The organism is Burkholderia sp. PR2 (assembly GCF_052372875.1).
GTDB classification, from domain to species: domain Bacteria; phylum Pseudomonadota; class Gammaproteobacteria; order Burkholderiales; family Burkholderiaceae; genus Burkholderia; species Burkholderia diffusa.
On the sequence record NZ_JBQRWH010000003.1, the window covers coordinates 216,694 to 242,326 of the forward strand.

The following is a 25,633-nucleotide window of genomic DNA, read 5'->3' on the forward strand; positions in this document are numbered from 1 at the left end:
CAGAAGGCATCCCTATTCCCGCATGATTCCATTCGACCTTAAGAAGACCGTTGTCGCATGCCTGAGCGCTCTGTGTGTGATGGACATCGCTTCCGTCGCACAGGCCGCTTCCGCCGTGCCGCCGGGATTCGAGGACATCATGATGGGACATGACGAACGCATCAACGTCAGTTTTCTCGGCAAGCAGCTAGGCCTGTTTCGCGTGTTCGTGACGCCGGACACGGTGCGTTTCGAAGATCCCGCGCGCCTCTTGCAGGCGCTCGGCTCGCAGGTGAATCCGGCTGCGGACATATCGACGATCGGCGATGCGCTGTCGAAGTCGATGACGCGCAACGGCAACCTTGCATGCGCGGGGCAGGCCGTCGCGAACGGCTGCGGGTATGTCGACACGGACAGCGCGGCCCTGATCTACGACGAAAGCGACGGCACCATCGAGCTGTTCCTGTCGCGGGAGTGGGTGAGCACCGAACAGCGCGATCAGCGCTTTCGCGAGCTGTCGCCGATGACTGAAAACGCGCTGATCCATCAGCAGACAATCAACCTATCGGGCGGGCGAGGCTACGAGAGCTTGTCCGTGTCCGGCACGGGTGCGCTCGGCATCACGCCGAAGAGTTTCATCGGCGGGAACTGGAACTTTACCCATACAGGCTATTCGGGGCGATCGGACAGCTACGTCCAGCTTCAGGATCTCTACTACCGCCACGATCTCGGCACCGAGCACTATGCGCAAGCCGGTCGGATGGACAATCGCAACCTCGCGAGCGCGCTCGGCGGCAACTTTGGGTTCACGATGCTGCCGGTCGGCACGCTCGACGGTGTGCGCGTGGGCACCACCCTGGCCTATGTCAACCCGGAAGTCGCAGAGCAGGGCACGCCGGTGACGCTGCTGCTGCCGCGCGATTCGCGCATCGACGCGTATCGCGGGCAGGAGCTGCTGGGTACGGTCTACATGAAGGCCGGCGTCAATGCGCTGGATACGTCTCGCTTTCCGGAGGGCACGTATCCGTTGACGCTGCGCGTGTTCGAGAACGGCGTGCAGGTGCGCACGCAGACGACGCCGTTCACGAAGACGGGCGGGGGCGTCAATTCGCGCACATCGCAATGGTTCGCGCAGGCTGGCCGCCCCTCCGACCGGGACGCACCGGACGGCATGGCCGCGGCAGCCGGCCTGCGGATTCCGCTGTTGCGGGAATTCGCGCTAACGAGCGGCGTCGCGGGCGTCGGCCGGCACGTGTACAACGAGACGGCGCTGGAGTGGCGCCATGCGTTTCCGCTGGGCGTGCTCTCCGCCGGCGGTTCGTTCTTCGTCGGGAACGACGGTTCGCGGGGCAATACGCAACAGATTTCGTTCGCCGACGGGGTTTCTTGGAGCGTGTACCGCTACCAGATGCGCGGTGCCGCGTGCAATGGCCCGGCCGTGTCGTATCGCGACATTGGTTGCTACGACATGCTGAACGCGACCGTGTCGTTTCCGCTCGGAAGCTGGTCGGCAATGCTGGGCTACACGTACAACAAGAGCGTCGGGCGCGCGCGGGACTGGCAGCCCGACACACCGGACCGTCCGTGGGCAACGCCCGTGTTCCGTCAGGGAGACCAGGTGTCGCGCGCGCTGCAGGCATCGCTGTCGCGATCCGTCACGTGGCGCAAGATCAGCGCGAACCTGCGCATCGGCGCGTACGCGAACCGCAACACCGGTGCCCGTAGCGAGTACGGCGGCTACGTCGGCGTGACGCTGTCGATGGCGGAGCCCGCGATCCAGCCTGGGAGCGCGTCCGCGTATACGTCGGCGGGCGTCGACGTGCGCACGGATCGCAACAGCACGACGACGAACTATACGCTCGACCGCAACTGGAACTGGGAGGGCGACACCTACCGGGAACTCGCGCTCGGCCTGTCGGGATATGGAACCGACAGCCTGACGGGCACCATGCAGGGCCGCTGGAAGGGGCGCTACGGCGACGTCGCCGGGTCGGTCGCGAACAGCTACAGCCGCGACAGCGGCGGCAACAATCCGTCGGTGACAGCGAGCTATTCGTCGTCGTTCGCGGTGGCGCGACAGGGCGCGTTCCTCGGCGCATCCGCGTCGCAGTCGGATCCGCTCGCGGGTTTCGCCGTGCGGGTCGGCAAGCGCGACGATGCGAGCGGCATGGCGGCCGAGGTGCACAGCGATTCGAGTGCGCGGATCAAGGTCGGGTTCGGTCAGCGCGCGCTGCTGCCGGTGTCCGCCTTCACGCCGGTGACGACCGAAGTGAACGACGCGGGCGCGACGAGCGTGACCGAGGGACTCGGCAAGCGCACGCTGTTCATGGTGCCGGGGCAGCTCGCGCTGCGAGACGTCGACGCGAAGGTGACTTACACCTATGTCGGCCAGGCATTCTCGAAAGGCGGCATGCCGCTGTCGGACGGCGTGATTCTCAACGGCGCGATGCCGTTGATCGACAGTCAGGGCGGTTTTATTGCGGAACTGGACCATAAGGAAAGCGAACTGTTCGTCGTGGATGGTCCGACGCTGATGCGGTGCCCACTGCACGTGAAGCGTCAGCAGGACGTGCTGATGATGGTGGGCAAAGTGCGCTGCGAAGTGGCCGGGCCGGATGCGTTGCCGGAGTCGCTGCGCAAGCAGGCCCGCGTGCGCAAGCTGCTGGAGCAGCGATACGTGATGTCGATGCGGGAGCGGGCCTCGGGCATGGCCGACTCGTCGCAGTGACGCGCAGGGCGGGCACCGGAAGGCGCAGTGCGTTGTCGCCCGCAACTCCGAAACCATAAGGAACAGCCATTCAAATGCTTGATGTCAATCGAATTCGCCGCCGGGCAATCGTTCTGGCGGCCATGCTGGGGGTGCTGTCGGTCGATGCGTCGGCAGTCATGCAGCAGCCGACGGGGCGTGACGATACGGCACAAGCCGTTCGCGACCGTGGTATGCCGGTGGGCGATGTCGTGATCTTCGACGCGGCATCCGGGGGTTACGATTCGAGCGACGCCCCAAAATGGGGGCGAAATACGTGGACGTGCCAATCGTCCACTGATACGGCGACCGGCGCATGTCCGACTGTTCCGGTATGGGAGAAGGCGGGCGCGTCGACCGACATCAAGCTTTCGTTCAAGGAAGAGAAGACCGGGGCGACAGCTGTGCTGACTCTGCAGGGCGAAAGCGCATACTTGCGTCACCGGGATTGCAGCGGCAATATCGTCTCTACGGTTGTGTCTAATGCCCGAAAGCCGATTGAAACGGCGCAACTCGCCACCGTCGGCGGTTGCGCAGACATCAATTGGGACGGGCGTGCACTCTTCGTCAGGATTCCCGCCGCCGAGCTGAAGAAACTCCCGTCCGGCGGAACCTGGAAGGCGAACCTGCAGCTGAACCTGAAACTGTGGTCCGCCAGCGCGGCTACGACGCTCGGCGTCTTCAAGGCGGCGATCACGCTGGATACCACCGACAAGAACAACATCCAGGTCTATCTGCCGGAGTTCACGAGCACGACGCCCACCGTCGACCTCAAGCTGCGCAAGCTGCCGAACGGCAGCCGGATGTCGGGCACGTCGAACGTCGACATGTGCCTGTACGACGGGTACAACTCGCAGAGCACGTGGTTCGACGTATCGGCGAGCGACGGTCTCACGATTGACCGCCGCGACAACGGCCAGTATTCAGTCCTGCTAGCATCGGACAAGAGCGGCGCGTACGAATCGCGCCTCGACTATACCGTGAGCCTGACGTACGCAGGGAAGAAGATCGCGCTACCGAACAACGAGACGGTGCGGCTCCAGGGGGTGAACAACAGCGCCGGCCGCTCGGTATCGTTGCCGGGCATTTCGGTGCCGGTCGTCTGCACCCCAACGCCGCTGACACTCGAGACGCCGGCATTCCAGTCAGTGTGGAAGCGTCCGGGCACATATAGCAACAAGCTGACGATCACCTTCACGCCGTCGTCGGCGAGTCTCTAAGTTTGCCCTGAGCTTCCCTCGGTTTTTCGCCTTCCAACGGTCCCGAGTTATGCAGCGGAGTCCTTGGTCTGCTGAGCGTTGATCCAGTCCCGAAGGAACCGCTCCGGAGAAACAAAGCCGAGCGACGAATGACGCCGACTGCGGTTGTAAAACACTTCGATGTATTCGAACGGATCGGCCTTCGCGTCCTGGTGCGTCCGGTAGCGCGTGGCGTGAACCCGTTCGTTCTTCAAGCTGTTGAAGAAGCTTTCCGTAGGGGCATTGTCCCAACTATTTCCCTTGCGGCTCATCGAGCAGCGCATACCGTAGGCGGCGCAGCTTGCGCTGGAACTCGTGGCTCGCAGGGGAAGCTCAAGGCTCCGATGCCGGGCCCACTTCCTCTCCAGCCTTGACCGCCAACAGACTCCCGTCCTGGTACAGCTTGGGCGAATGGAACAACTGCTTCGGGTTCACGCCGTGCTGTCGCTCGACCTCTCTGGAGCGGACTCTACACCGTCACCGTTCCGGGGTAAGCAAATTTATTGAGCTATACTGCTTCAGTGATACGTCTCGAATCAATACAAATATGGCGTGAACGCGCGCCTCATTCCTGAACGCGGCTGCAAGATGGACGAATTTTTGGTTCGAGTAATTGTCGCGGACGACCATCCGGTGTCGGGGTATGGCATCGCACAGGGATTGACAGGCATGCCGACGATCGAAGTCGTCGCTGTCGTGTCGGACACAACCGCACTGATCGACCGGCTGGACGCGACGTCGTGTGACGTGCTCGTGCTCGACTACGTGATGCCGGTCGGGGAATTTGGCGACGGCCAGTCGCTGATCGCTTTCCTGATGCGACGCCACCCGCAATTGCGAATCGTGACGGTGACTATGCTCAATTCTGCCGCGGTCTTTCGCGCGCTGCAGCAACTCGGCGTCCACTGCATCGCAAGCAAATCCGACGCGATCTCGCACATGGTCGCCGCCGTGCACGCTGCTTACTCGAACGGCCACTATATGTCGCCGACGATCGCGTCGCTTCTCGAACACACGGATACCGGCGCCGTAGCCACACTAACGAAGCGGGAGTCGGAGATCGTCCGGCTGTTCCGCGAAGGCTATAAGGTTAGCGAAATCGCTGACAGGCTCCATCGAAGCAAGAAGACCATCAGCGCACAGAAACTAGCCGCGATGCGCAAGCTCGGCATCAAGCGAGATGCCGACCTGATCAAGTACGAGGGCACGCTCGAGTCGTCGGAAAGCGACGACCGTCGGTCGACCGACTGAGCGACACCGGAATGCGCGGGCTCCGCGAATGGTTATACCGTCCGAATCGTCTTGCGATGCGCAGACAATTCGACCCGCACTGGATGCGCGCGTATCAGCGCCGGCTGCTGTACGGCGGTGGGGCGGTGCTCGGCATTTTCATGCTGGCGTGCGCAGTCGCGGTTGCGCGTAGCGAATTCGGCGATTATCAGGCCGCGCTGCGCGCGCACTTCCTCACTGTCAAGTCGCAACTGTTGGTGCGCATGTCGGAAAACAGCGCGCTGCTGAAGCAACAAGTGGCAACGGTGCAAGGTGGCTGGAACGAGCGCGCGCGCCCGACCCCACAGATCGAGCGAGCGTTTGCCGAGCAACGCGGCTTGCTGATGCACGATGCGTCCGAATTGAACCGTGCTTATGCATTGAAGGCCATCGTCGATCCCGCGCATCACGCGAGCGATTATGGGCCGTTGCTCGCGTTGAGCGAACGGGTGTTCGAGAGCAGCAGGTGGATGATGAGAACGCAACCGCTGACGAACGCCGTGTACATGATCGGTGCCGACGGTCGCTTCGTCACATTGTCGTTGTACGTCACGTCCCGTTCGGCGCTGCCGCCGGCGCAGGCCGCGCAACTGCCGTTACAGCTGCCGCAGGCGTGGCCAGACGTTGCGGCAATGGTGCGCGCAGCGGCAGCTTACCCGGCGCGTGTGCCCGATGGCGTACTCTGGATGCCACCGCGCGCGGGTGTCATCACGGGGGAGCAGCGGCTGCGCATTGCATCCTGGGCATTCGATGGCCGTGGCAGGCCAATCGTGCTGATCGTCCAGACGCTACCTCCCGAACGCCTTATGAACGAGCTTGGCGACGATTCGCATGGTGGTGCATTCGCGATCGTCGATCGCGCCGGGAATATCATGCTGTCGGCGGCAGGGCACGCCGACGTGACGCGCCTCGCGCAGGCACCTTCCGGCGATTACGTGAAAGACATCGAGCACCTGTTTCGCGACGGGCGTTTCGTGATCCGCGATGCTATTCCGGGGACGCACTGGGCGCTGGTCTACGTCTATTCGATACAGACCATATTGAGTGGCATCGAGGCCCGCCTGTTCAAAATTGCCGGTGTGGCGCTGCTTGGTCTGGCGTTGCTGTGGTGCGGGATCGTGCTGGTCAACCGGCGCATTCTCGCGCCGGCCTACCGCAGCGCCGCGCGCCTAAAGGAAAGCGAGCAGCTCAACCGCACGCTGATCCGCGCGGCACCGATCGGTCTTGCGCTACTCAGCGAGGGGGATGGCGCGGTTCTGCTGAGTAACCAAGCGATGGCTCGCTACGAGACCGGCGTGGCTGGCGAGCCGCTGTCGCTGCGGATCTGGCGAACGTTCATGCAATCGCACGATGCGCAGTCGTCGGCGCGGCGGCGAGCGATTGCGGGCTACGAGGTCACCCTCACCGATGTGACTGGCGGCGCAGATGAGACGCATCTGCTCGTCAACGTCGCGCGCGTCAGATATCGCGGAGCGAATGTATTGCTTGCGACCGTCAACGACATCACCGCGCGCAAGCTGGCCGAGCAGTCGCTCGTCGAAGCCCAACAAGCGGCTGACCAGGCGAACCGGGCAAAGTCGGTTTTCCTCGCGACAATGAGCCACGAAATCCGCACGCCGCTCAATGCGGTGATAGGTAATCTTGAACTGATGAAGCGCGGCCCGCTTGCCGATACGCAGCGCAGACGCCTGCAGATTGTGGATTCGTCCTCGTCTGCGCTGCTGCATATCCTCAACGACGTGCTGGACCTTTCGAAAGTCGAGGCCGGGCAACTGCGCATCGATGCGGTGCCGTTCGATTGCGCGACACTGCTGGGCGAAGTCGCAGAATCGTTCCGGCCCCTAGCAACAGCGAGGGGGCTGCGCCTCGGTTGTGATATCGCCCCGGACATGGAGCGTTACCGGACCGGCGATCCGATCCGGATCCGCCAGGTCGTCGCGAATCTGATCGGCAATGCGATCAAGTTTACGGAGATGGGCAGCGTGACGCTTTGCGCGGGCGGCCGCGATGTCGTCGAAATACGAGTAATCGATACGGGGATCGGTATCCCATTGTCGGCGCAGTCGGCGATCTTCGAACTTTACCAGCAGGCCGACGACTCGATCCGTCGGCAATATGGCGGCACGGGCATTGGTCTTGCACTTTGCCGGAGGCTCGTCGCGGCGATGGGGGGCGAAATTGCGGTGCGCAGTACGCCGGGCGAGGGTAGCGAGTTCTGCGTTCGCATCCCGTTGCCGATGACCGACGACGTGGCGGCCTGCGATCTCCATGGCGATGCGGACCACGATCCGCTCGACCCGGCCCCGCTCACGGGGGACGGCGACGCGCCGTTGCGCGTGCTTGCCGTCGAAGATCATTCGGCAAGCCAACTTCTGCTCGCAGACCAGCTCCGCGAGCTGGGCACTGATGCGACGATCGTCGAGAGCGGCGGGCAGGCGTTGGCATCGCTCGCTGGAGGCCGCTTCGACGTGGTGCTGACCGATCTCGGTTTGCCCGACACGGATGGCTGGAGACTCGCGGCCGCGATTCGTGAACGCGACGCGCAATTGCCCATCATAGCGATGACGGCGCATGCGGGGCCGGGCGACGAAAAGCGCTGCTTGGATGTCGGAATACGTGCGCTGCTGCTGAAGCCCGTGTTGATGCGGGCACTGGCGCGCGCGCTTCGCGTACAAGTTCGCGGCAGATCTGAGAGTGCTGCTGGCGATCGCTTCACGATGCCGAAAACCGTGGTGGCTGCGATGCGTAGGGTTACGCTAGCGTCATTAGAGTCGATCGATCGCGCGCTGGCCGGACGCGATACGGAGACGGTCGCGCGTGAGCTGCATGCGCTGAGTGGTGGCTTCCTGGCGGTCGGGCACGGCGTTCTCGCGGAGCTGTCCAACGGGTTGCAACAGGTTGTGCGCGACGAGGGCCTCGACGTGTTCGCCGAATTGTGGCCCGCGCTGCATGTCGAGTTTACCGATACGCTCGACGCACTGCGGGCGGACGACGTGCCGGCCCCCTGAGGACACTACTTGGCGCGCCTCTGCACCTAACGAGTGTGGCAGGGTAGCGCATCATGGAGGAAAGCTTGCTATATGCACTGCGGATAACGGAGCTGGTGCCCTCCCGGCTAAATGCCGCAGGCTTGATGGTCCGCGCACCTCGCGTCCCGTCTTCGATTCCATCAGCATTCAGGCGAATATAGGAGCCGCCGCACTTCAAGATGATCTCGACCGTCGCTTCGATTGTCACTCGACTTTGATTGCTCGTGACGGGATATCGCGGTCCGCGAATAACGACAGTGCATCCGACTGCGCTACAATTTCGACCTTGCTTTTGGCCGCGAACAGCTTCATGCCTGCTTTTTGGACGAACAGGCTGCATTTCTCGACGGCAGCTGCGACAAGCGATTTGCCGGCGGCAATGCTTGTTGAGGATCGGCCTGGTTTAGCGGTCTGTCGTCGGACGAGCGGAGCGAATTTGTGCGCCAATATGCAGCGTCCGGGGGCGCCGTCGGGTCGTATGTCGAAGCAGAAGGGACGTTTGAGAACGTTCTTGCGAAAACTGCGTTCACCGCATGGCTTGCGGGTAGGATCGGCGAAACACTCGCGTAATTCTTCGGTTTGCTCGGCTTCGATGGTGTCGCCCTAGCAAAACTCCCGCGCCGTCGTTGGTAGCGCACCGAGCAACTCGGTCCTGTCGACGAGCTTGCTCGCGATCAGGTGCCGTACCTTTCCTTCGGCCTGCCACACGCCGTATACCGCGAGCAACGCGGCGCCGAGCGCCTCCTTTCGAAACTTCTCCAGCAGTCCGGGCCAGAGGATCACGTTGACCTGGCCCGTCTCGTCTTCGAGCGTCATGAAGAGCACGCCGTTCGCCGTGCCCGGCCGCTGCCGTACCGTGACCAGTCCGCACGCGCGCGCGAGCTGGCCGCTGCGCAACGTCGCCAGCTGCTCGGCCGACTGCAGGCGATCGAGCGCGAGGCGATCGCGCAGCAGCGCGAGCGGATGCCGGCCGAGCGTGAAGCCCATCGCGCGATAGTCAGTCACGATCTCTTTGCCTTCGGACGCTTGAGGCAGCGCCGGGACGGCATCGTCGCGCTCGGTGCCGCGCAGCAGATCTCGATCCGGGACCGCGGCGGCCGCGAGCCAAAGCGCCGCGCGTCGGTTGCCGCCGGCGAGGGAGCGAAGTGCGTTCGCGCGCGCGAGCACCTGCAGGTCGTGCCGATCGAGCTGCGCACGGCGCGCGAGGTCCGCGACGTCGACGAAAGGCCGCGCTGCGCGAGCGAGTTCGATGCGGCCCGCGACATCCTCGCGCATGCCGCGCAACAGCGAGAAGCCGAGACGCACGGGCGCCGACGTCGTCGGCCCTTCGATTGCTGAATCCCATGTGCTCACGTTTACGTCGACGGGCAGCACTTCAACGCCGCGACGCCGCGCGTCCTGCAGCAGCTGCGACGGCGTGTAAAACCCCATCGGCTGGCTGTTGAGCAGGGCGGTCAGAAACACGGCCGGTTCGTGTCGACGCAGCCACGCGCTGGAGTAGACGAGCAGCGCGAAGCTGGCCGCGTGGCTCTCCGGGAAGCCGTACTCGCCGAAGCCCTTGATCTGCGCGAAGATCGACTCGGCGAACTCGCGATCGTAGCCGCGCTCAAGCATGCCGCTCACCAGACGCTCGTGGTACGGCTCCAGTCCACCCTTGCGCTTCCATGCCGCCATTGCGCGGCGCAGCTGGTCGGCCTCGCCGGCGGAGAAGCCGGCCGCCTGCATCGCGACCTGCATCACCTGCTCCTGGAAGATCGGCACGCCGAGCGTGCGCGCCAGTGCTTTCTCCATCCCTTCCGACGGAAACGTGACGGGCTCGAGCCCTTGGCGCCGGCGGAGAAACGGATGCACCATCCCGCCTTGCACCGGGCCCGGCCGCACGATCGCGACCTCGATCACCAGGTCGTAGAAGCACTGCGGCCGCAGGCGCGGCAGCATCGACATTTGCGCGCGCGATTCCACCTGGAACACGCCCATGCTATCGCCGTCGCAAAGCATGTCGTAGGTCGCCTTGTCTTCGGCCGGAATGTCCTGCAGTTCGAACGTCTCGCCGCGCTTCTCCGAGATCATGTCGAGCGCGCGCCGCACCATCGACAACATGCCGAGCGCCAGGACGTCGATCTTCAGGATGCCGAGCGCCTCGATGTCGTCCTTGTCCCATTGGATGATCGAGCGATCCTCCATCGCTGCGTTCTCGACCGGTACGAGGCGCGTGAGCTTGCCGCGGCTGATCACGAAGCCGCCCGAGTGCTGTGACAGGTGCCGTGGGTAGCCGAGCAGCCGCGCGGCAAACGCGGCCCACTGCTGGTTGAGTGGCGCTTCGGGATCGAGGCCGGCCTCGGCAAACCGCTGCAACAGATCCGCGCGCGAATCGAACCAGTGATGCTGCTTCGCGACGCGATCGACGATCGCCGGATCCACGCCGAGCGCCTTGCCGGCTTCCCGCAACGCGCTGCGCGGCCGGTACGTCGTGACGGCGGCCGTCAGCGCTGCGCGATCGCGGCCGTACTTGCGGTAGATGTACTGCATGACCTCTTCGCGACGCTGATGCTCGAAATCGACGTCGATGTCCGGCGGCTCATTGCGTTCCTTGCTGATGAACCGTTCGAACAGCATCGACTGCCGCGACGGGTCGACCTCGGTCACCCCGAGGCAGTAGCAGACCGACGAGTTCGCGGCGGAGCCGCGGCCCTGGCACAGGATGCCTTGCTCGCGTGCGAACTGGACGATGTCGTACACCGTGAGGAAATACGCCTCGTAGTTCAGATCCGCGATCAGCTGCAATTCGTGTTCGATCTGCGCCTGCACGTCGACCGGGATGCCAGCAGGAAAACGCTGGCGCGCGCCGATATAGGTCTGTTCGCGCAGATAGGTCGCCGGGTCGGTACCAGCCGGCACCAGTTCGTCCGGATACTCGTACTTGAGGTCGTCGAGCGAGAACGTGCAGCGCCGCGCGACGCGCACGGTTTCCTCGAGCGCGCCGGCCGGATAGAGGTTGGCGAGCCGCAGCCGCGATCGGAGATGCCGCTCCGCGTTCGGAGCGAGCTCGTACCCGCACTCGGACACCGGCCGGCCGACCCGGATCCCGGTCAACACGTCCTGCAGCGGCTTGCGCGATCGAACGTGCATGAGCGGCCAGCTGGTGGCCACCACCGGCACGGCGTGGCGCGCAGCGACGCGTTCGACCACGCCGCGGTGGATGTCGTCCATCGCGCGGGCGTGCAACGTCAGCGCGACCCATGCGCGCTCGCCGAACACGCGCGCGATCCATTCGACCTGGGCGTCGAGCCGCTGCTCATTGGCCGGGAAGTCGGGCGACAGGATCGCGATGCAGTCGGGCAGGCCGCGGAGGTGGGTGTACGGCGCTTCCGGGTGCTCGATATCGAGCGGCGCCAGCCGGTACGTGCCTTTCTTGCCGCGCATGCGACCGAGCGAGATGAATTCGCAGAGGTTGCCGTAACCGTCCCGATTCATCGCGAGTGCAGTGAAGGCGAGCGCGGGCGCGCCGTCCGCGGCCGTCAGCCGAAAGTGCGAGCCGATGATCAGCGGCATGTTCGCGGCCTTCGCTTCGACGTGCGCGCGCACGACGCCCGCGAGCGAGCATTCGTCGGTGATCGCGATCGCGCTGTAGCCGAGCTGCGCCGCGCGCGCGACGTATTCCTCGGCGCGTGACGCACCGTGCAGGAACGAAAAATCGGAGGCGACTTGAAGTTCCGCGTAGGCGGGCAAGGCGCCGAAACTGCCGGCGTCCATGACAGATCAGCCGAACAGGCCGTGCAGGAAGAAGCGCGCTTCGCTTTCGTCGCTGGCTGGGGTGACTTTGCTTTCTGTGCCGTTTTACGGCTAGAGCGATCTAGGGGGACGAACAAGGTAAGCGTAAATTCCTATCATAAGCGCCGAAGTTATGAAAACTGATGGGCTTATGTGGAAGTCCGTATAAACGGTCTACCGCTTGAAGTCCCGTGCGGCAAACGCCCGATCGAACTGACGAGCTCGCTGCACTTCGTCGCTGTAAAGATAGGTTGACGTCGTCGAGATCGATGCGTGGCGCAGGTTGTCGCGCACCATGACCAGTTCGGCGCCTCGCGCCAGCGCATGCGATGCATGCGTGTGCCTCATCCAGTGCGGGCTCGCTCGGCGCAGCTTGTCCGCCGTCGCGGGCCGCTCGTCTTGAATCGCATCGGCCGCCAACACGAAGAACCTCCTCAGCACGCGCCACAGCCGCGTGCTTTCGATGCCCGCGCCGTCCTCGTCGAGACTCGCGACGAGCGGCGTCGCCGGGTTCCACCGCACGGGCGTGACCGGTAGGCCGCGCTGTACAAGATACTGGTCGAGCGCCGTTCGCGCCAGCGCCGGCAACGTCACCTTCCCGCGCTTGCCACCCTTGCCGAGCACGTGCAGCCAATGATCGCCGTGTTCGTCCCGGCGGATATCGGCAAGCGTGGCGCAGACCAGTTCGCTCGCACGCAGGCCAGTCGCATAGCCGAAGTCCAGCAGGAACCGCAGCCGCTGGGCGGCCGGTACGCTCCAGCCATAGGACCATTCGAGGCCGTCAGCCAGTGTGCGGATCAGCAGCCACTCGCCCTCGGAGAAGCCGCGCGACACATCCAAGCCGGCGCGCGGCGCCTGGCTCTTGACCTTCACACCGGCGAACGGATTTGCGAGCACGTAGCGCTGCTCGATCAGCCAGCGGAACAGTGCCGACAGGACGTTCAGCGCGTAGGCTGCGGATCGGGCGGACAGCGCGCCGGTGAACGGCCGCCATTCGATGCTGTGCCGCGGCCGCGATGGGCCAACCCAGCGCTCGCGCGGCGTCGGCCGCCGCAGGAAACCGCGATAGGCGATCGCATCGTCGGTGGTGAGTGACGACAGTGCGCGGCCGTGCTCGACAATCGCCCAGAGGATCAGGCGCTCCGCTTCCTTTCGGTACGCGCGCTGCGTGGCGGCCGACTCGTGCAGCGACAGCCAGGACTGGATCGCCTCGTAATCGTTGGACGCGTTCAGCAGGCAGGCGGCCCGCGGGGCGCGGAACTGTCCGTGCGAGCCGTCGACTTCGTGCGGCACGCGCAGTTGCTCCCACGGCACGACGTCCCCAGCCGGCGCCGCGACGATCAAAGCCCTTGCCCGTTCGGTCAGTGCGGGGTGTGTGGAGAAGAACGCCTCAATTCGGCGCGCGCCGGCGACGCCGAGTCCGTCGATTGCGGTCCACCAGCGGCGCCGACGCGGAATTCGCACGGTCAGGTCGGCCAGCGTCCGGATGCCGTGCGCCTGCAGGGCGACCACCACGCGCGGCGGCAACCACTGGTCGATGTTGTCGGCAATCTGTGGCACCGGCGCTGGCAGGCTGCGCAAAGTCTCAATCGCGCGCGCGAGGGTGTCGGCCGATGCAGCGGACCGCTCGCAGAATGCGTCTGCCATGTCATCGCGATGGCGGCTCCTCGCATACGCGATCAGCGCTCGTCGGATGCTCCCGAGCACACCGCGCGCGGAGGCTCCTGGCGCCTTGCGGTCACCCAGATAGCGGGCGACGGCCACCCGGGCGTCGAGCCCTGCGTACCAGGCACGCAGCGCGGCCAGTTCGGCATCATCGGGGAAGGCAACGGGTTCGGTCCGGCGCGTTTTCATACTCGCCAGTTTAGATCAAAAACGGATCAGGACAGATAATATTGGTTATCTGTCCAGACTCGTTCAAATACAAACGGCTACCATTCCGTCGATGCGGTCACTTGCCCGCTGCGGCGGCGATAGGCGAGCGCTTGCCCGCTACGATGTAGTCTTGCAGCCGTTCCCAGGCAGTCAGGTATCGATGCCACGGAATTGTGGCAAGCTGCTCGAGCGCCGGTTACTTCAACGCGGCGCACGCGCGAGCAATTCGCTTGCATCCATCAGAGTGCTGAAAAAAATCCCGCGACAGCGTTACCCCCCATCGCAGGCCTTATTGGAAAGACCACGCCGAGTGGCATGGTCCTCGAATCTGTCAAGTACCACATCGAAGAAGCAAAGGTGGCGACGCTGGACGGTAGTGCCTATGGACTGTCGCCTCATCTGCGCGTTTCCTCCGCGACCTCTGAAGAGGCGATTCGCGAAGGCCGTTGCAAAGTCACATTGAAACGGTGTGTCCAGGGAATCCTGGGAACTCCAGGCAGGTCAAGGAAGCTCTTTCATAGGTGAGGTCTATATCGATGCGGAATAGTCGTCGCGCTCTCACACGGAGACAAGAGCCTCGGGCTTCAAGTCCGCGATTCTGGTGAGGCCGAGTAACGCCATGTTTCGCGTGATCTCGTCGTGCAGCAATCGTGCCGCGTGGCATACGCCCGCTTCGCCAGCGAACGCTGCCGAATAGCCGAATGGTCGCCCGATAAAGACAAACTTTGCTCCGAGCGCAAGCGCCTTGAGCACATCGGTACCCCGGCGAATTCCGCCATCCAACATGACAGGCATGTCGCCTGCAGCTTCGACAATCCGAGGCAAGACAAGCAGCGGTGGTACTGCCGCATCGAGTTGCCGACCGCCATGATTGGACACGATGATGCCGTCGACGCCAAGCCCACGCGCTTGTGTTGTATCTGTCGGGTTCAGGATTCCCTTTACTATCAAGCGACCGCGCCATTGACTGCGAATGCGGTCCAGCGCCATCCAGTCCGTGCGCCCGCGATCGGAGAAGTCCCGCAATATGTGCTTCGAGAGAATGGGAGCGCCGCGGTGCGCATAGTTGTTCTCGAAATGCGGTAGTCCGTGCCGTATGCAGGTCTTGAGAAAGGTGCCGCACAGCCAGCGAGGATGCGTGATCCCTTCCCAGGCCAAGCGCACGCTGGGCCGCAGGGGTGTGGAGAAACCAGCCCGGATATTATTCTCGCGGTTAGCCGCAACCGGGGTATCCGCAGTGATGACCAGTGTGTGGAAACCTGCCTTCGCGACGCGTTTGATCAACGCGTCACGCTGATGTTCACCCCCAGGCAGATAGGCCTGAAACCATGTGTCTCTATTGACTTCGGCAACGGTTTCGAGCGGTATTAGCGACGATCCGCTCATAATCATCGGGATATTAGCGGACATAGCACCACGTGCCAGGACCACGTCGCCACGATACGCCGAAAGCGCGCTCAATCCCAAGGGCGCGATCCCAAATGGGGCGGCAAACTGTTGCCCGAAGAGCTCCGTATCGGGCTTTGTCGACGACACGTCAACGAAAACGCGCGGCACAAATGCGTAGCGGTCGAACGCGCTACGGTTCGCCTCTCGCGCGAGGTTCTCTTCCGAGCCCCCTGCAATGTACTCGTACACCGGACGCGGAAGGTGCCGTCGCGCAGCGTCCTCGAAATCCCGCAGGCTCAGAATGCGGGCGAGGCGCGGCCGTGTTGCCATTAGCCCCTCCTTTGCAGGTCGTGATAGCCGAGCATCGCGCGCACCTCGCTGAGCGTCTTGCCATTCGCAATATGCTCGCGGATCTCCGCCTCAATTGCTTCGATCCGCCGTGCGGCGGCGGCTACATCGTGAGCGTGACTACGGGGCACCACGACGACACCATTGGCGTCGGCGACAACGATATCGCGCGTCTCAACCCGAGCCGTGCCAACAGACACTGGTCCATTGGTGGCTTCAACCTGTACGCGGTCTTTGCCCGTGCGCATGAAGCGCCCACGCGTAAACAGCGGATAGCCGTCGGCCAAGGCGCGGGATACATCACGACATACGCCATCGATGACCGTGCCGGCAATCTCCCGTATACCCGCGTACTGCGTCATGATGTCGCCCCAGACAGTGCAATCCGTACGGCCATCGTTGTCGATGACCACGACGTCTCCTTGCGCCACGTCGTCGATGAAGTCGCCCACCGTGCCGGGAGGCGTGCTGGCGGGCGCATATTTCACCGTGAATGCTGGACCGACGATCGCCTTCGAATAATTATCCAGCGGGGCAATTCCCAGGCACTGCCCCGAAAGCCCCAGCTTGTCCATCGCATCCGATACCGCTGCCGTATCGAGCCCATCGAACAGTGATACGAGTTCCTTGTCTTCTTGCTTCATTTGGCTGTCTTGTGAGTGCTGCGTTCCTGGACGTGCCGCAATCGAGCTTGGCCCGGCCGGCTCCGCTATGCGTCGACCCGCTCGATCTTGAGCGGCTCGGATATTGTTAGCAGGATGAGGAACGTCAGGGCGGAGATCGATGCCATGAATGCGAACACCCAATCCCACCCATGGCTGTCCAGCAGCAAACCCGTAATGAAGGGTGTGGCTGCGCCGCCTAGTTGCCCGCCCATATTGACAATGGCATTCGCAACCGGGAATTTTTCCTTGGAAACGAAAGGCATGGGATAAGCCATATAAGCGGAATAGCCGATACTAAGCAGCATGCCTGTCGTAAAGATCAGCGCACTGTAGAGGACTGGGTCGGCTGGCGACCGGATGAGGGCATACATCATGCCGGCGGTGGCGAGTGCGGAGATCATCATCCCCGGCTTGCGTCGCTTCCCGACCAGGCGATCCGAAAGCAAGCCACCCAGGATGTTGCCGACCACGGCGCCAACCCACGGTGCTGCTGCGACAAAGCCCATGTTCATGATCGAGAACTTCTTGACCGTCAGCAGGTAGGTAGGAATCCATGCCAGCAAGACACTCGATATTCCTAGCTGAAAGCAGTAACCCAGCGCACATCCCCAGACATTCCACGATTTCAGCACGCTCGCGGTGGTGTCCAATGTCTTCTCGTCGCGCACCCGGATGATCCTGTCGAGCCACGGAATCGGTTTCGACTGCGTTTTCATCCTTACGCCGGATTTTCCATCAGGTGCTTCGGTAATATAAGCAACCTCTCCTTTATTAACGAATCGACTCGCATCTGGCTTATCGGTAACCAAAAAATGCCAAAAGAAGGAGAGAACAACCCCGGGTATGGCGAAGAAGATGAAAATTTCCCGCCACCCCCACGCCGTTACGATTGCGGCTCCCAGAATCGGCGTGATTACAGGCCCGAATTTGACGGCAGAAAGAAAGATGCCAGCAGCGGTACCCTTTTCTTTCGACGGAAACCAGTTGTTGATGGTCGTCGCGATGCCAATTGGCAGGGGCCCTTCTGCAAGGCCGAGAGCGATGCGGCAAAGCTTCAGCGGAAGAAGTGCTCCGACTAGACCAGTCAGCCCCGTCGCAATTGACGTGAGAATCATCGAGATGGAGAACGTTTTCCTCACACCAAATTTCGAGAGGAGCCATGCAGACGGCAATTGTGCGGCACCGTAGGCCAACAGGAATAGGCTAACCAATCCCCCCGCCTCGGCGTTGCTCATCGCGAACTCTTTTCTAAGGAAAGGCAAAGCGACGCCCAGGTTCGCCCGGTCGGCTGCCGCGATCGTATAGATCACAAAGAACAAAGTCGCGACGATCCAACGGTATTTCGTCGATTTCGTTTGCGCGGAGATTGCCGCGCCCTCCAGTTTTACGGATTGCGGTTCCATTGTCTCGCTCCACATACATCTTTTTATTTTTCTAAGATGAGTTGCTATTAATTAGACCAAATTCAGTTGATCCAGCATATCGCCGAGTCCTAACAGCTCGACTGTCGTGGCACCGTTCTTGATCCGCGCTCTGAAATCAGCTTCTTTCTCTTCGCGTGCCAGGCTATCTGCGAGGGTCCTATCGGCCAGCTGCCGAGGCACGACGACAACGCCGTCGCGATCTCCGACAATGATGTCGCCAGGATTAATTTGGACATCACCGATACAGATTGGCACATTCAATTTGCCGGGCTGATTCTTGCCTGTTCCTTTGATACTCAAGCCTCGGCAAAAAACGGGAAATCCCATGTCGGTGATCGTGCTTGCATCCCGGACTGCGCCGTTGATGATCAGTCCGGCGACGCCGATCTTCATCGCTTGCTCGGTCAGTACGTCTCCCCAAGGGCCCGCTTCAACGAACCCTTTCGCATCCACAACCAAAACATCCCCAGGTTTCGCCTTCAGCAACGCGTAGTGCAGCATGAGGTTGTCGGCGGGACGGACATCTACCGTAAGCGCGGGTCCGGCGATCCGCATGCTCTCGTGGATCGGCTTGATTCCGCTATCCAGTGCGCCTCTCGCGCCTTGCGCTTCGTAGACCGTCGCACTGCCGCAATCACCCAATGCGCGAACGATAGACTCTGATAGGACTTGAACTTGATCCACGCTGCGTCTCCATATATTGAGCTTGGAAACAGTATTGGATAAAGTAAAATTGATGACAACCATCGATTTCTTACTATTAGGTCAGAAAAAATGAACTTGAGGCAGCTTAGGTACTTCTGCGAAGTGGTGGAGGCGGGAAGTGCCGCACTGGCCGCCCAGAGACTTTTTGTGGCGCCCACTGCGGTCAGCATGCAGTTGACTCAATTGGAGGAGCATCTCGGGGGGGCGCTGTTCGATCGATCGAGAAGACCGATGGAACTGACATCACTCGGGAAGTACTTTTATCCGAGGGCGAAGGAACTGTTGTCCCAGGCGCGACGTCTGGATGAGGAGGCCCGCGGCATTGCAACGGGAAATAGGGGATGGTTAGGTGTCGGTTTTGTGCGGTCGGCGCTGTTTTCAATTTTACCGTCTGCCATCAGGAGATTTCGGGAGTCCTTTCCTGACGTTCATCTTGATCTCGTTGAGGTCCTATCGGAGTACCAGCCGGAGCAGCTACACCAGGGGCGTATCGACTTGGGAATCTCGCGGTTCATTGGCCGGTTTGAGCAGTCAACGGATCTGAATTACAAACTTGTGCTCGAAGAATCGTTCCTGGCTGCTCTACCGATCGGCCACCCACTCGCCCAACAGAGTTCAGTATCAGCTGTTGAATTTGCGAGCCTTCCCTTCATTCTTTATCCCAAGGATCCCAAAAGCCCATTTGGCCAGCAGATGGTCTCCGTGCTCAGAGAGGCTGGGGCCAGCCCAGTCGTGGCTCACGAGGCAATTGAGATCCATACTGCATTGGCGCTTGTCGGCGCTGGTCTTGGCGGCACGCTTGTTGGTCGCTCAATTGCCGTGAACAATCGAGGAGATGTGGCGTTCGTCCCCGTGCGCGACATTCAAGAGAGTGCTGCAGTTGTGGCAATCACGAGAAAGGATGAAGAGAACAAGCTGGTCGCTTCGTTCCTGGAAACACTGGTCTACTCGCAGTCGGTGTAAGAGGCGGCAAGGAGTTGGAGACAAAACTCGAGCATGTGCGATGATCGTTCGTGTCAGGATGCGAACGATGTGTTGATGTCCACGCAGAACTGTCCCACCGGGGGCGGCTACAATCTTGAACCGCGCAAGGCACTAAACTTCGATACGCCGGCTGAGCGATTTCATCAATTCGTTGCATCGACAGGTTGAATCCGCAACCCAAAGCAGACAATTGGCGCGTTGTGCACCTTGCCGGTAGTTGGTGGGAGCCGGCCATCCATCTGGAATCGATATTGATGAGCGCCACCGTTGAACCGCACCGGATTTTGTGGAGGCTCGTATTCTTGAGAGAATCGAGTCATGAACAAGAAGGCAAGCAAATTTTCCCCGGAAGTGCGGGGGCGCGCAGTGCGTCTGGTACGCGAACAGCGTAGCGAACACCCGTCGATGTGGGCAGCAGTCGAATCGATTGCGCCGATGATCGGCTGTACGCCGCAGACGCTGCTGGATTGGGTCAAACGCGACGAGGTCGACCGCGGGGAGCGCGATGGCGTGAGCACGGCCGAGCGTGAACGCATCAAGGCCCTGGAACGCGAGGTCAAGGAACTGCGCCGGACCAACGAGATTCTCAAGCTGGCGAGCGCGTTTTTCGCCCAGGCGGAGCTCGACCGCCGTTTCAAGTCCTGAAGGCCCTCATTGATCAGCATCGCGACACCTTCGGGGTCGGGCCGATCTGCAAGGTCTTGCGGATTGCCCCGTCGGGCTACCGACGCCATGCTGCGCAGCTTCGCGATCCGTCCAAACGCTGCGCCCGCGCCAAACGCGATGAGCTTCTGCAGCCGGAGATCAAGCGTATCTGGCAGGCCAACATGCAGGTCTATGGCGTGCCGAAGGTCTGGAAGCAGATGAACCGGGAGGGCATCTTGGTCGCACGCTGCACGGTCGGGCGGTTGATGAAGCTGCAGGGCTTGCGAGGCGCAGTTCGCGGCAAGCGAGTTCGCACGACGACTCCCGATTCGAGCGCGCCGTGCCCGCTGGATCGGGTCAACCGGCAGTTCAAGGCTGAGCGACCGAATCAGCTTTGGGTGTCGGATTTCACCTACGTCTCGACATGGCGGGGCTGGCTTTACGTGGCGTTCGTCATCGACGTGTTCGCCCGTCGCATCGTTGGCTGGCGCGTCAGTTCGTCGATGACCACGGACTTTGTTCTGGATGCACTTGAACAGGCGCTGTACGCTCGCCAACCGGGTGACGACGGGACATTGATACATCACTCCGATAGAGGGGCGCAATATGTCGGAATTCGGTACAGCGAACGTTTGGCCGAGGCGGGTATCGAGCCGTCCGTCGGCAGCCGTGGCGACAGCTACGATAACGCGCTGGCTGAAACGATCAACGGTCTGTACAAAACGGAACTGATTCATCGGCGCGCCCCTTGGAAAACGAGGGAATCCGTCGAACTGGCAACGCTGCAATGGGTGGCCTGGTACAACCATCATCGGTTGATGGAACCGCTCGGCTATATCCCGCCCGCTGAGGCTGAGGCAAACTACTACAGGCAACTCAGAAATGCCGCTGACTTGCCTGCATTAACTTAAACCAACCGGCCTCCACGATTCCCGGCGCGGTTCAGAGATGAATGTGCCAGGCACGTTCATCTCCGAAATCACGGTTTCGGTGGTGCCGTTCCAATGACGCCGAAGAACATCAATCGTGCTGCGCCACTGGCCATCCTGGCTGAAATTTGCAGAGACTCGATAGAAGTAGCCGCGATATGGCTTGAATCCGCCCAGGTCCATTGCTCACCCCCGCTCGCCCAATAGCGATCGTAGCACGTGACGGAGGCCGGGATTGCAGGAAGCAGCACAAGGGATATTGGAAGTGCCCCGAAAAGTGGGGACAGATTTGACCGATTCTTTTCCGTCGTCCGATGAGATAGCAAAAGTGACTGTATTCCGCATGTGGTTTGCAACCTTGATTTGCGTCAATCCGCCGCGGCCGCGGCCGCCCACAATTAACACCTGAGCGCAGCGTTTGCGGATTGCGTGCGTATTCCGGAAGCGATGATCACTCATTTCGGACTCCGTGATCGCTTTGAAAAGCGGTAATCGGTGATCATGGTCGGCGGAATAGCAAATTTTGCACGATGGCCGTCTCCCAAACGGGCCGGTACTTTCGGCGATTGCTGATTTACATCGGTGGCACCGGGAAGTGATCAGGCAAAGCCGAAGCACGCGATCATTCGGACCGAAATTTGCAGGTTGCGCAAGGTCAGCCGGGACAAGCCGGGGTAGAGTTTGGAGGCCGCGAATTGAACCGCCAACCTCATGCAACAGTTGTCAGAGCCCGGCAGATCGTGCACGTACGTCCGACCGTCGATCTCGTTCGCGTCATACTGGGCATTGTGACGCTGTCGCTGCTGATTTGCGGTAGCCTGTATATCCTGCGCCCGTTTCTGCTCGCGCTCGTCTGGGCCGCCACGATTGTCGTCGCGACCTGGCCACTCCTGCACGAAGTGCAGCGCCGTCTGCGATGTCGCCGTGGGCCGGCAGTGATCGTGATGTTGCTGGCATTGATGGTCGTGATCGTGCTTCCCATCTATGGCGCGGTGTCGACGCTGGCAGCTCATGCAGACGAGATCATGACGCTCCTGAACGGCTTGCCGAACTACACGCTGCCGCCGCCGCCGGGATGGCTCGCCAACCTGCCGCTCGCCGGCACGCATGCCACGCGCGAGTGGCAAACGCTGTCGGACGCAGGACCGGGCGGCGTCCTGGCGACGCTGCAGCCGTATGTGAGCCGCCTGGCGAGCTGGCTTCTCATACGCGCTAGCGCGATTGGCGTGCTCGTGCTTCATCTGCTGCTCACAGTCATCATATGCGGCATTCTTTTCGCGAAGGGGGAAGCGGTCGGGCTCACCGTGACCCGCGTTGCACAGTGCGTGGCACCTGCAAACGGTGCGGCCATGGTGCGGCTGGTCGAACACGCGATTCGCGCGGTCGCACTGGGCGTCATGGTCACGGCGCTAGCCCAATCCGCCTTGGGCGGCCTCGGCCTGTGGGGCGCGAACGTCCCGTATGCCGGCGTCCTGACAGCGATCTTGTTCATCTTCTGTCTTGCTCAGCTCGGCCCACTGTTACCGCTATTGGCTTGTGTTGCCTGGCTGTTCGTGCACGATGCAAAGCTCGCGGCGATCCTGCTGTTCGGCTGGTCCCTCGGCGTGACTGCACTGGACAACAGCTTACGTCCGATTCTGATCCGGCGCGCCATTGCGATGCCGATGATCCTCATACTCGCCGGCGTGCTGGGTGGCCTGATTGCGTTCGGCATGGTCGGGCTGTTTATCGGGCCGGTGATGCTCGCCGTCACCTACGCCCTTATGCAGGCCTGGCTCGACACTCAGGAGGCCACGCCCGACCCGCCTATCGCCGCGAACGATCCTGCGACCCATGAGTAACTCCCGCCGCTGTTCCTGATGGCAGCCGGCCTGGTTCGGCCGCCATTGAAGGCGCCGACTCTTGAGCGACTGTAAGGGTCGTTCAGAGTCGTTCGCGTCGCCCCGGAACCGCCATTCGCTGTCGAGTGCAGTTCCCGGCATCGGGATCGACGCGACAGCAAGATAGGGAACCTTATCACTATAGCCCGACGCGTGTTCAAACTCGGGTTTCGCAAATCGCGTGACAGGGGCTACCGGCACTGCAACGGCAGGGCGTGTGAGTTTGAGCAGCCCCCTGAAGCGCCGGACACAGTCACCCACTTACAATAACGGGTAACCTGATCGCCGAGCGAGCGTTGCGCGGCGTCGCCCTGGGCAGACGGAATTACTTGTTCGTTGGCGCCGACTCCGGCGGCGAATGTGCCGCCGCGATATATAGCCTGATTGGCACGGCGCGCATGAACGGCCTCGATCCCGAGGCGGACCTTGCCTATGTCCTCGAGCGCATCGCAGCCCATCCGATAACATCGCGAATCTCTCACCGTCAACGATCTACGCTACGGTCCTGGTCGAGTGCTTACACCTTCTCTGCCCCGCATTAGCGGAATAACGGGACACGATTAGCGCTCGAACGGACACCATTAGCAGAATCTACGAACTTCAACATCAACACATGCACATACGGCATGCCCCGGCGCTCGTCGACAGCCGCGATGATTCGAGCTTGGCGATCGACCACCGGGCATCGATGATCTACGTCAACAAATTTTCCAGCTGCGGATGCACATTTCGGTTCGAAGTGGCGAGGCATGTGGACGAGCCTCATATTGGCATCAACATACTTCCGCGTCATTAATTGCGCGCTGAAACGACTTTTGAAATGCTCGCGGATCACCGGGCGCGAGAGCGCATCGAGGCGTTTCAGGGCTTCGACGGCGCCATAGACATCATCGACGATATAGCCCGTTACCCCGTGTTCGATTACCTCAGGGACCGAGCCGCGGTTGAATGCGATAACCGGGGTACCGCATGCCAATGCCTCTTTCAACACTAGGCCGAACGGCTCCGGCTAATCGATCGGAAACAACAACGCCCTGGCACCTGACAGAAATGCGGACTTCTGTGATTCGCCGATCTCCCCGACGAACTTGACAGGCGGATGTGACAGCAAAGGCTCGATTACGGTCGTGAAGTACGCATGGTCGGCTTTGTCCACCTTAGCGGCAATTTGTAGCGGTAGACCTGCGAGCGCCGCGATCTCGATAGGCAGATCGCGGCGCTTTTCTGGACAGATGGATGCGACCGAGAAATGCTAGATAGTCCGGCTGAGCTTCTGGTTGCGGTGTCAGCAGATCGTCAGGCAGCCCATGATGGATCGTGCCAAGCCAATTTGCGAGCGGTAACGGCAAGCGCTGGGCATTCGAAATGGACACCAGCGGCGCATGCGGGAACTGACCAAACACCGGTCAGATCAAGTCCCGGCTAATACACATGACGGAATGAGATGCGCGGTCGTCTTCGAGTCACCCCTGGCGAACAGTGTGACGTCGTGGCCGAGATCGACCAGCGCTTCTGTAAGGTACGATACGACTCGTTCCGTCCCGCCATAGAGTTTCGGCGGAGCGGATTCATACAGTGGAGCAATCTGTGCGATGCGCATCGACGTAGCACTCCTTCTCGCGGCAGTCAGCAACATCTGGCGCCAACAGCGGGGGCAAGCCGTCGGCGATGCATAACAGGTGCTTCGCCGCTTTCACATGGCGGCCAATTCGACACATACAGATCTGGCACGCGGTATCTGTCCGACGAACGACAGCTTCAGCTAGGCCCGTCACGCGCGGTCGTGATAATAAGCATGCCGTTGCAATGTTCGTCATGTCGGCATGCGTTCTCATCAAAGCCATGACGGCTTCCTCGGCATGACAGATTATCGGGCCAACCGTCTCGCTCGCAGGAAGCCGTCGTACCGAACACGCGGTACGCGGCGTGATTGATCATTCATCATTTGAGCCGCATCTCGTTCTTAACGGATTTGACTCCCCCAACGCGTCGCGCCACCTCGACGGCCTTATCGATATCGGTCTGTGACCGGACAAAGCCGCTCAGTTGCACGACGCCCTTGAACGTCTCCACATTGATTTCGGCGGATTTTAGCGAGGGCTCATTCAGCACGGCCGCCTTCACCTTGGTGGTGATGACAGAGTCGTCGACGTATTCCCCGGTTCCTTCATGTATGCGAGAACCTGCGCAGCCGAGGAAGAACGTCAGAAGTAGCATCATGAAGAATGCAGAAATGCGGTTGAGTTTTGTCATTTCCTGCTCCGTATGTAAACGTGGGTTGTTGCGGCAACTCTGGATGCGGAGACGCCGGAAAGCTTTGCAGTCCGTCGGTCTGGCCAACCCAAGGTCCATGATCACGGACCGGACAGGCACGTTCCGCCGTGACTTTTCAACTTCGGTGCGCTCACAACCTGCCGAGCAGTAGCAGGATGACGACTACAACGAGAATGAAACCGAGGATGCCGCTCGGTCCGTAGCCCCATCCTCTGCTGTGCGGCCACGTTGGAACCACTCCAATGAGCAGCAGCACCAGAACGATCAGTAGAATTGTTCCTAGCGTCATGTTGTATCTCCTCGACTGGCCCGACTCGGGAATGCCGTGCGGAAGGCATGGTCTCGAGATTCCTCATCACAGATGCAGCAGAGACATGTTGCTGAACCCGTGTAATAATTTTTAGTGTGGCCAAGGGTGGCCCCGTTTGATCTAACGCAACTGTGTATTTCGGGCTCGGGTCTGTGCTTAGTAGTCAAGGATGC

15 protein-coding genes, 4 pseudogenes and 1 other annotated feature are annotated in these 25,633 nt (G+C 61.5%); of the genes and pseudogenes, 8 read left to right on the plus strand and 11 right to left on the minus strand.

The window, feature by feature from the left end; all coding sequences use genetic code 11:
* Window positions 1-22: 22 nt before the first annotated feature.
* Window positions 23-2,707, plus strand: a complete 2,685-nt coding sequence (gene cblC / locus ACT2FV_RS16685; RefSeq protein ID WP_444504425.1) for a cable pilus usher protein CblC — start codon at window positions 23-25, stop codon at window positions 2,705-2,707.
* 74 nt (window positions 2,708-2,781) lie between these two features.
* The gene (locus ACT2FV_RS16690) at window positions 2,782-3,945 is read left to right on the plus strand and encodes a CfaE/CblD family pilus tip adhesin (protein ID WP_444504426.1); all 1,164 of its coding nucleotides are present in this window, start codon (window positions 2,782-2,784) and stop codon (window positions 3,943-3,945) included.
* 47 nt (window positions 3,946-3,992) lie between these two features.
* On the opposite strand, the pseudogene ACT2FV_RS16695 reads toward ACT2FV_RS16690, so the two are convergent.
* Window positions 3,993-4,253 (minus strand): annotated as a pseudogene (locus ACT2FV_RS16695) (IS3 family transposase); the annotation flags it as partial.
* 298 nt (window positions 4,254-4,551) lie between these two features.
* On the opposite strand from ACT2FV_RS16695, the gene ACT2FV_RS16700 reads away from it, so the two are divergent.
* A complete protein-coding gene (locus tag ACT2FV_RS16700) occupies window positions 4,552-5,214 on the plus strand; it encodes a response regulator (RefSeq protein ID WP_444504504.1) in 663 nt (220 codons plus the stop codon).
* Window positions 5,215-5,270: 56 nt separating this feature from the next.
* Entirely contained in the window at window positions 5,271-8,240 is a 2,970-nt protein-coding gene (locus ACT2FV_RS16705; protein WP_444504427.1) for an ATP-binding protein, read from the plus strand.
* Here ACT2FV_RS16705 and ACT2FV_RS16710 read toward each other — a convergent pair.
* The 7 genes and pseudogenes from ACT2FV_RS16710 to ACT2FV_RS16740 form a co-directional block, all read right to left on the minus strand.
* A pseudogene (locus ACT2FV_RS16710) lies at window positions 8,191-8,708 on the minus strand (DUF2345 domain-containing protein). The gene ACT2FV_RS16705 and the pseudogene ACT2FV_RS16710 sit on opposite strands and share 50 nt — an antisense overlap.
* Window positions 8,709-8,864: 156 nt before the next feature.
* Window positions 8,865-12,014: an error-prone DNA polymerase gene (locus ACT2FV_RS16715; RefSeq protein ID WP_444504428.1), complete on the minus strand. Its 3,150-nt coding sequence runs from the start codon at window positions 12,012-12,014 to the stop codon at window positions 8,865-8,867.
* A 192-nt stretch (window positions 12,015-12,206) separates the two neighbouring features.
* Window positions 12,207-13,886: a phage integrase family protein gene (locus ACT2FV_RS16720; RefSeq protein ID WP_444504429.1), complete on the minus strand. Its 1,680-nt coding sequence runs from the start codon at window positions 13,884-13,886 to the stop codon at window positions 12,207-12,209.
* A 579-nt stretch (window positions 13,887-14,465) separates the two neighbouring features.
* Window positions 14,466-15,626 carry an alpha-hydroxy acid oxidase gene (locus tag ACT2FV_RS16725; protein WP_444504430.1) on the minus strand — a complete coding sequence of 387 codons (1,161 nt, stop codon included), beginning with the start codon at window positions 15,624-15,626 and terminating at the stop codon, window positions 14,466-14,468.
* Window positions 15,626-16,288 carry an RraA family protein gene (locus tag ACT2FV_RS16730; protein WP_444504431.1) on the minus strand — a complete coding sequence of 221 codons (663 nt, stop codon included), beginning with the start codon at window positions 16,286-16,288 and terminating at the stop codon, window positions 15,626-15,628. Before ACT2FV_RS16730 ends, ACT2FV_RS16725 begins: the two co-directional genes overlap by 1 nt.
* A gap of 65 nt (window positions 16,289-16,353) precedes the next feature.
* The gene (locus ACT2FV_RS16735; protein ID WP_444504432.1) at window positions 16,354-17,712 is read right to left on the minus strand and encodes an MFS transporter; all 1,359 of its coding nucleotides are present in this window, start codon (window positions 17,710-17,712) and stop codon (window positions 16,354-16,356) included.
* Window positions 17,713-17,763: 51 nt separating this feature from the next.
* Window positions 17,764-18,417 carry a 4-carboxy-4-hydroxy-2-oxoadipate aldolase/oxaloacetate decarboxylase gene (locus ACT2FV_RS16740; protein ID WP_444504433.1) on the minus strand — a complete coding sequence of 218 codons (654 nt, stop codon included), beginning with the start codon at window positions 18,415-18,417 and terminating at the stop codon, window positions 17,764-17,766.
* Window positions 18,418-18,507: 90 nt separating this feature from the next.
* Between ACT2FV_RS16740 and ACT2FV_RS16745 the strand changes: the two genes are divergently transcribed.
* From ACT2FV_RS16745 to ACT2FV_RS16760, 4 genes and pseudogenes are all read left to right on the plus strand, one after another.
* Complete coding sequence (locus ACT2FV_RS16745; protein WP_444504434.1) at window positions 18,508-19,401, plus strand: LysR family transcriptional regulator; 894 nt, start codon at window positions 18,508-18,510, stop codon at window positions 19,399-19,401.
* A gap of 339 nt (window positions 19,402-19,740) precedes the next feature.
* Window positions 19,741-20,978, plus strand: a protein-coding gene (locus tag ACT2FV_RS16750) for an IS3 family transposase (RefSeq protein ID WP_444504435.1) whose coding sequence is annotated in 2 segments (ribosomal slippage) — window positions 19,741-20,032 and window positions 20,032-20,978 — 1,239 coding nt in all. Because the reading frame shifts where the segments join, the coding sequence is not laid out codon by codon here.
* Window positions 20,022-20,138 (plus strand) — a sequence feature (AL1L pseudoknot). (Overlaps the previous gene by 117 nt.)
* A gap of 713 nt (window positions 20,979-21,691) precedes the next feature.
* Entirely contained in the window at window positions 21,692-22,837 is a 1,146-nt protein-coding gene (gene ydiK / locus ACT2FV_RS16755) for an AI-2E family transporter YdiK (RefSeq protein ID WP_444504436.1), read from the plus strand.
* 314 nt (window positions 22,838-23,151) lie between these two features.
* Window positions 23,152-23,418: pseudogene (locus ACT2FV_RS16760) on the plus strand (transposase domain-containing protein); the annotation flags it as partial.
* Between the two features lie 230 nt (window positions 23,419-23,648).
* Here ACT2FV_RS16760 and ACT2FV_RS16765 read toward each other — a convergent pair.
* From ACT2FV_RS16765 to ACT2FV_RS16775, 3 genes and pseudogenes are all read right to left on the minus strand, one after another.
* A pseudogene (locus ACT2FV_RS16765) lies at window positions 23,649-24,476 on the minus strand (glycosyltransferase family 4 protein); the annotation flags it as partial.
* Window positions 24,477-24,817: 341 nt separating this feature from the next.
* Window positions 24,818-25,129: a BON domain-containing protein gene (locus tag ACT2FV_RS16770; protein WP_444504437.1), complete on the minus strand. Its 312-nt coding sequence runs from the start codon at window positions 25,127-25,129 to the stop codon at window positions 24,818-24,820.
* A gap of 151 nt (window positions 25,130-25,280) precedes the next feature.
* Window positions 25,281-25,439 carry a DUF3309 family protein gene (locus tag ACT2FV_RS16775; RefSeq protein WP_111021768.1) on the minus strand — a complete coding sequence of 53 codons (159 nt, stop codon included), beginning with the start codon at window positions 25,437-25,439 and terminating at the stop codon, window positions 25,281-25,283.
* Window positions 25,440-25,633 lie beyond the last annotated feature (194 nt).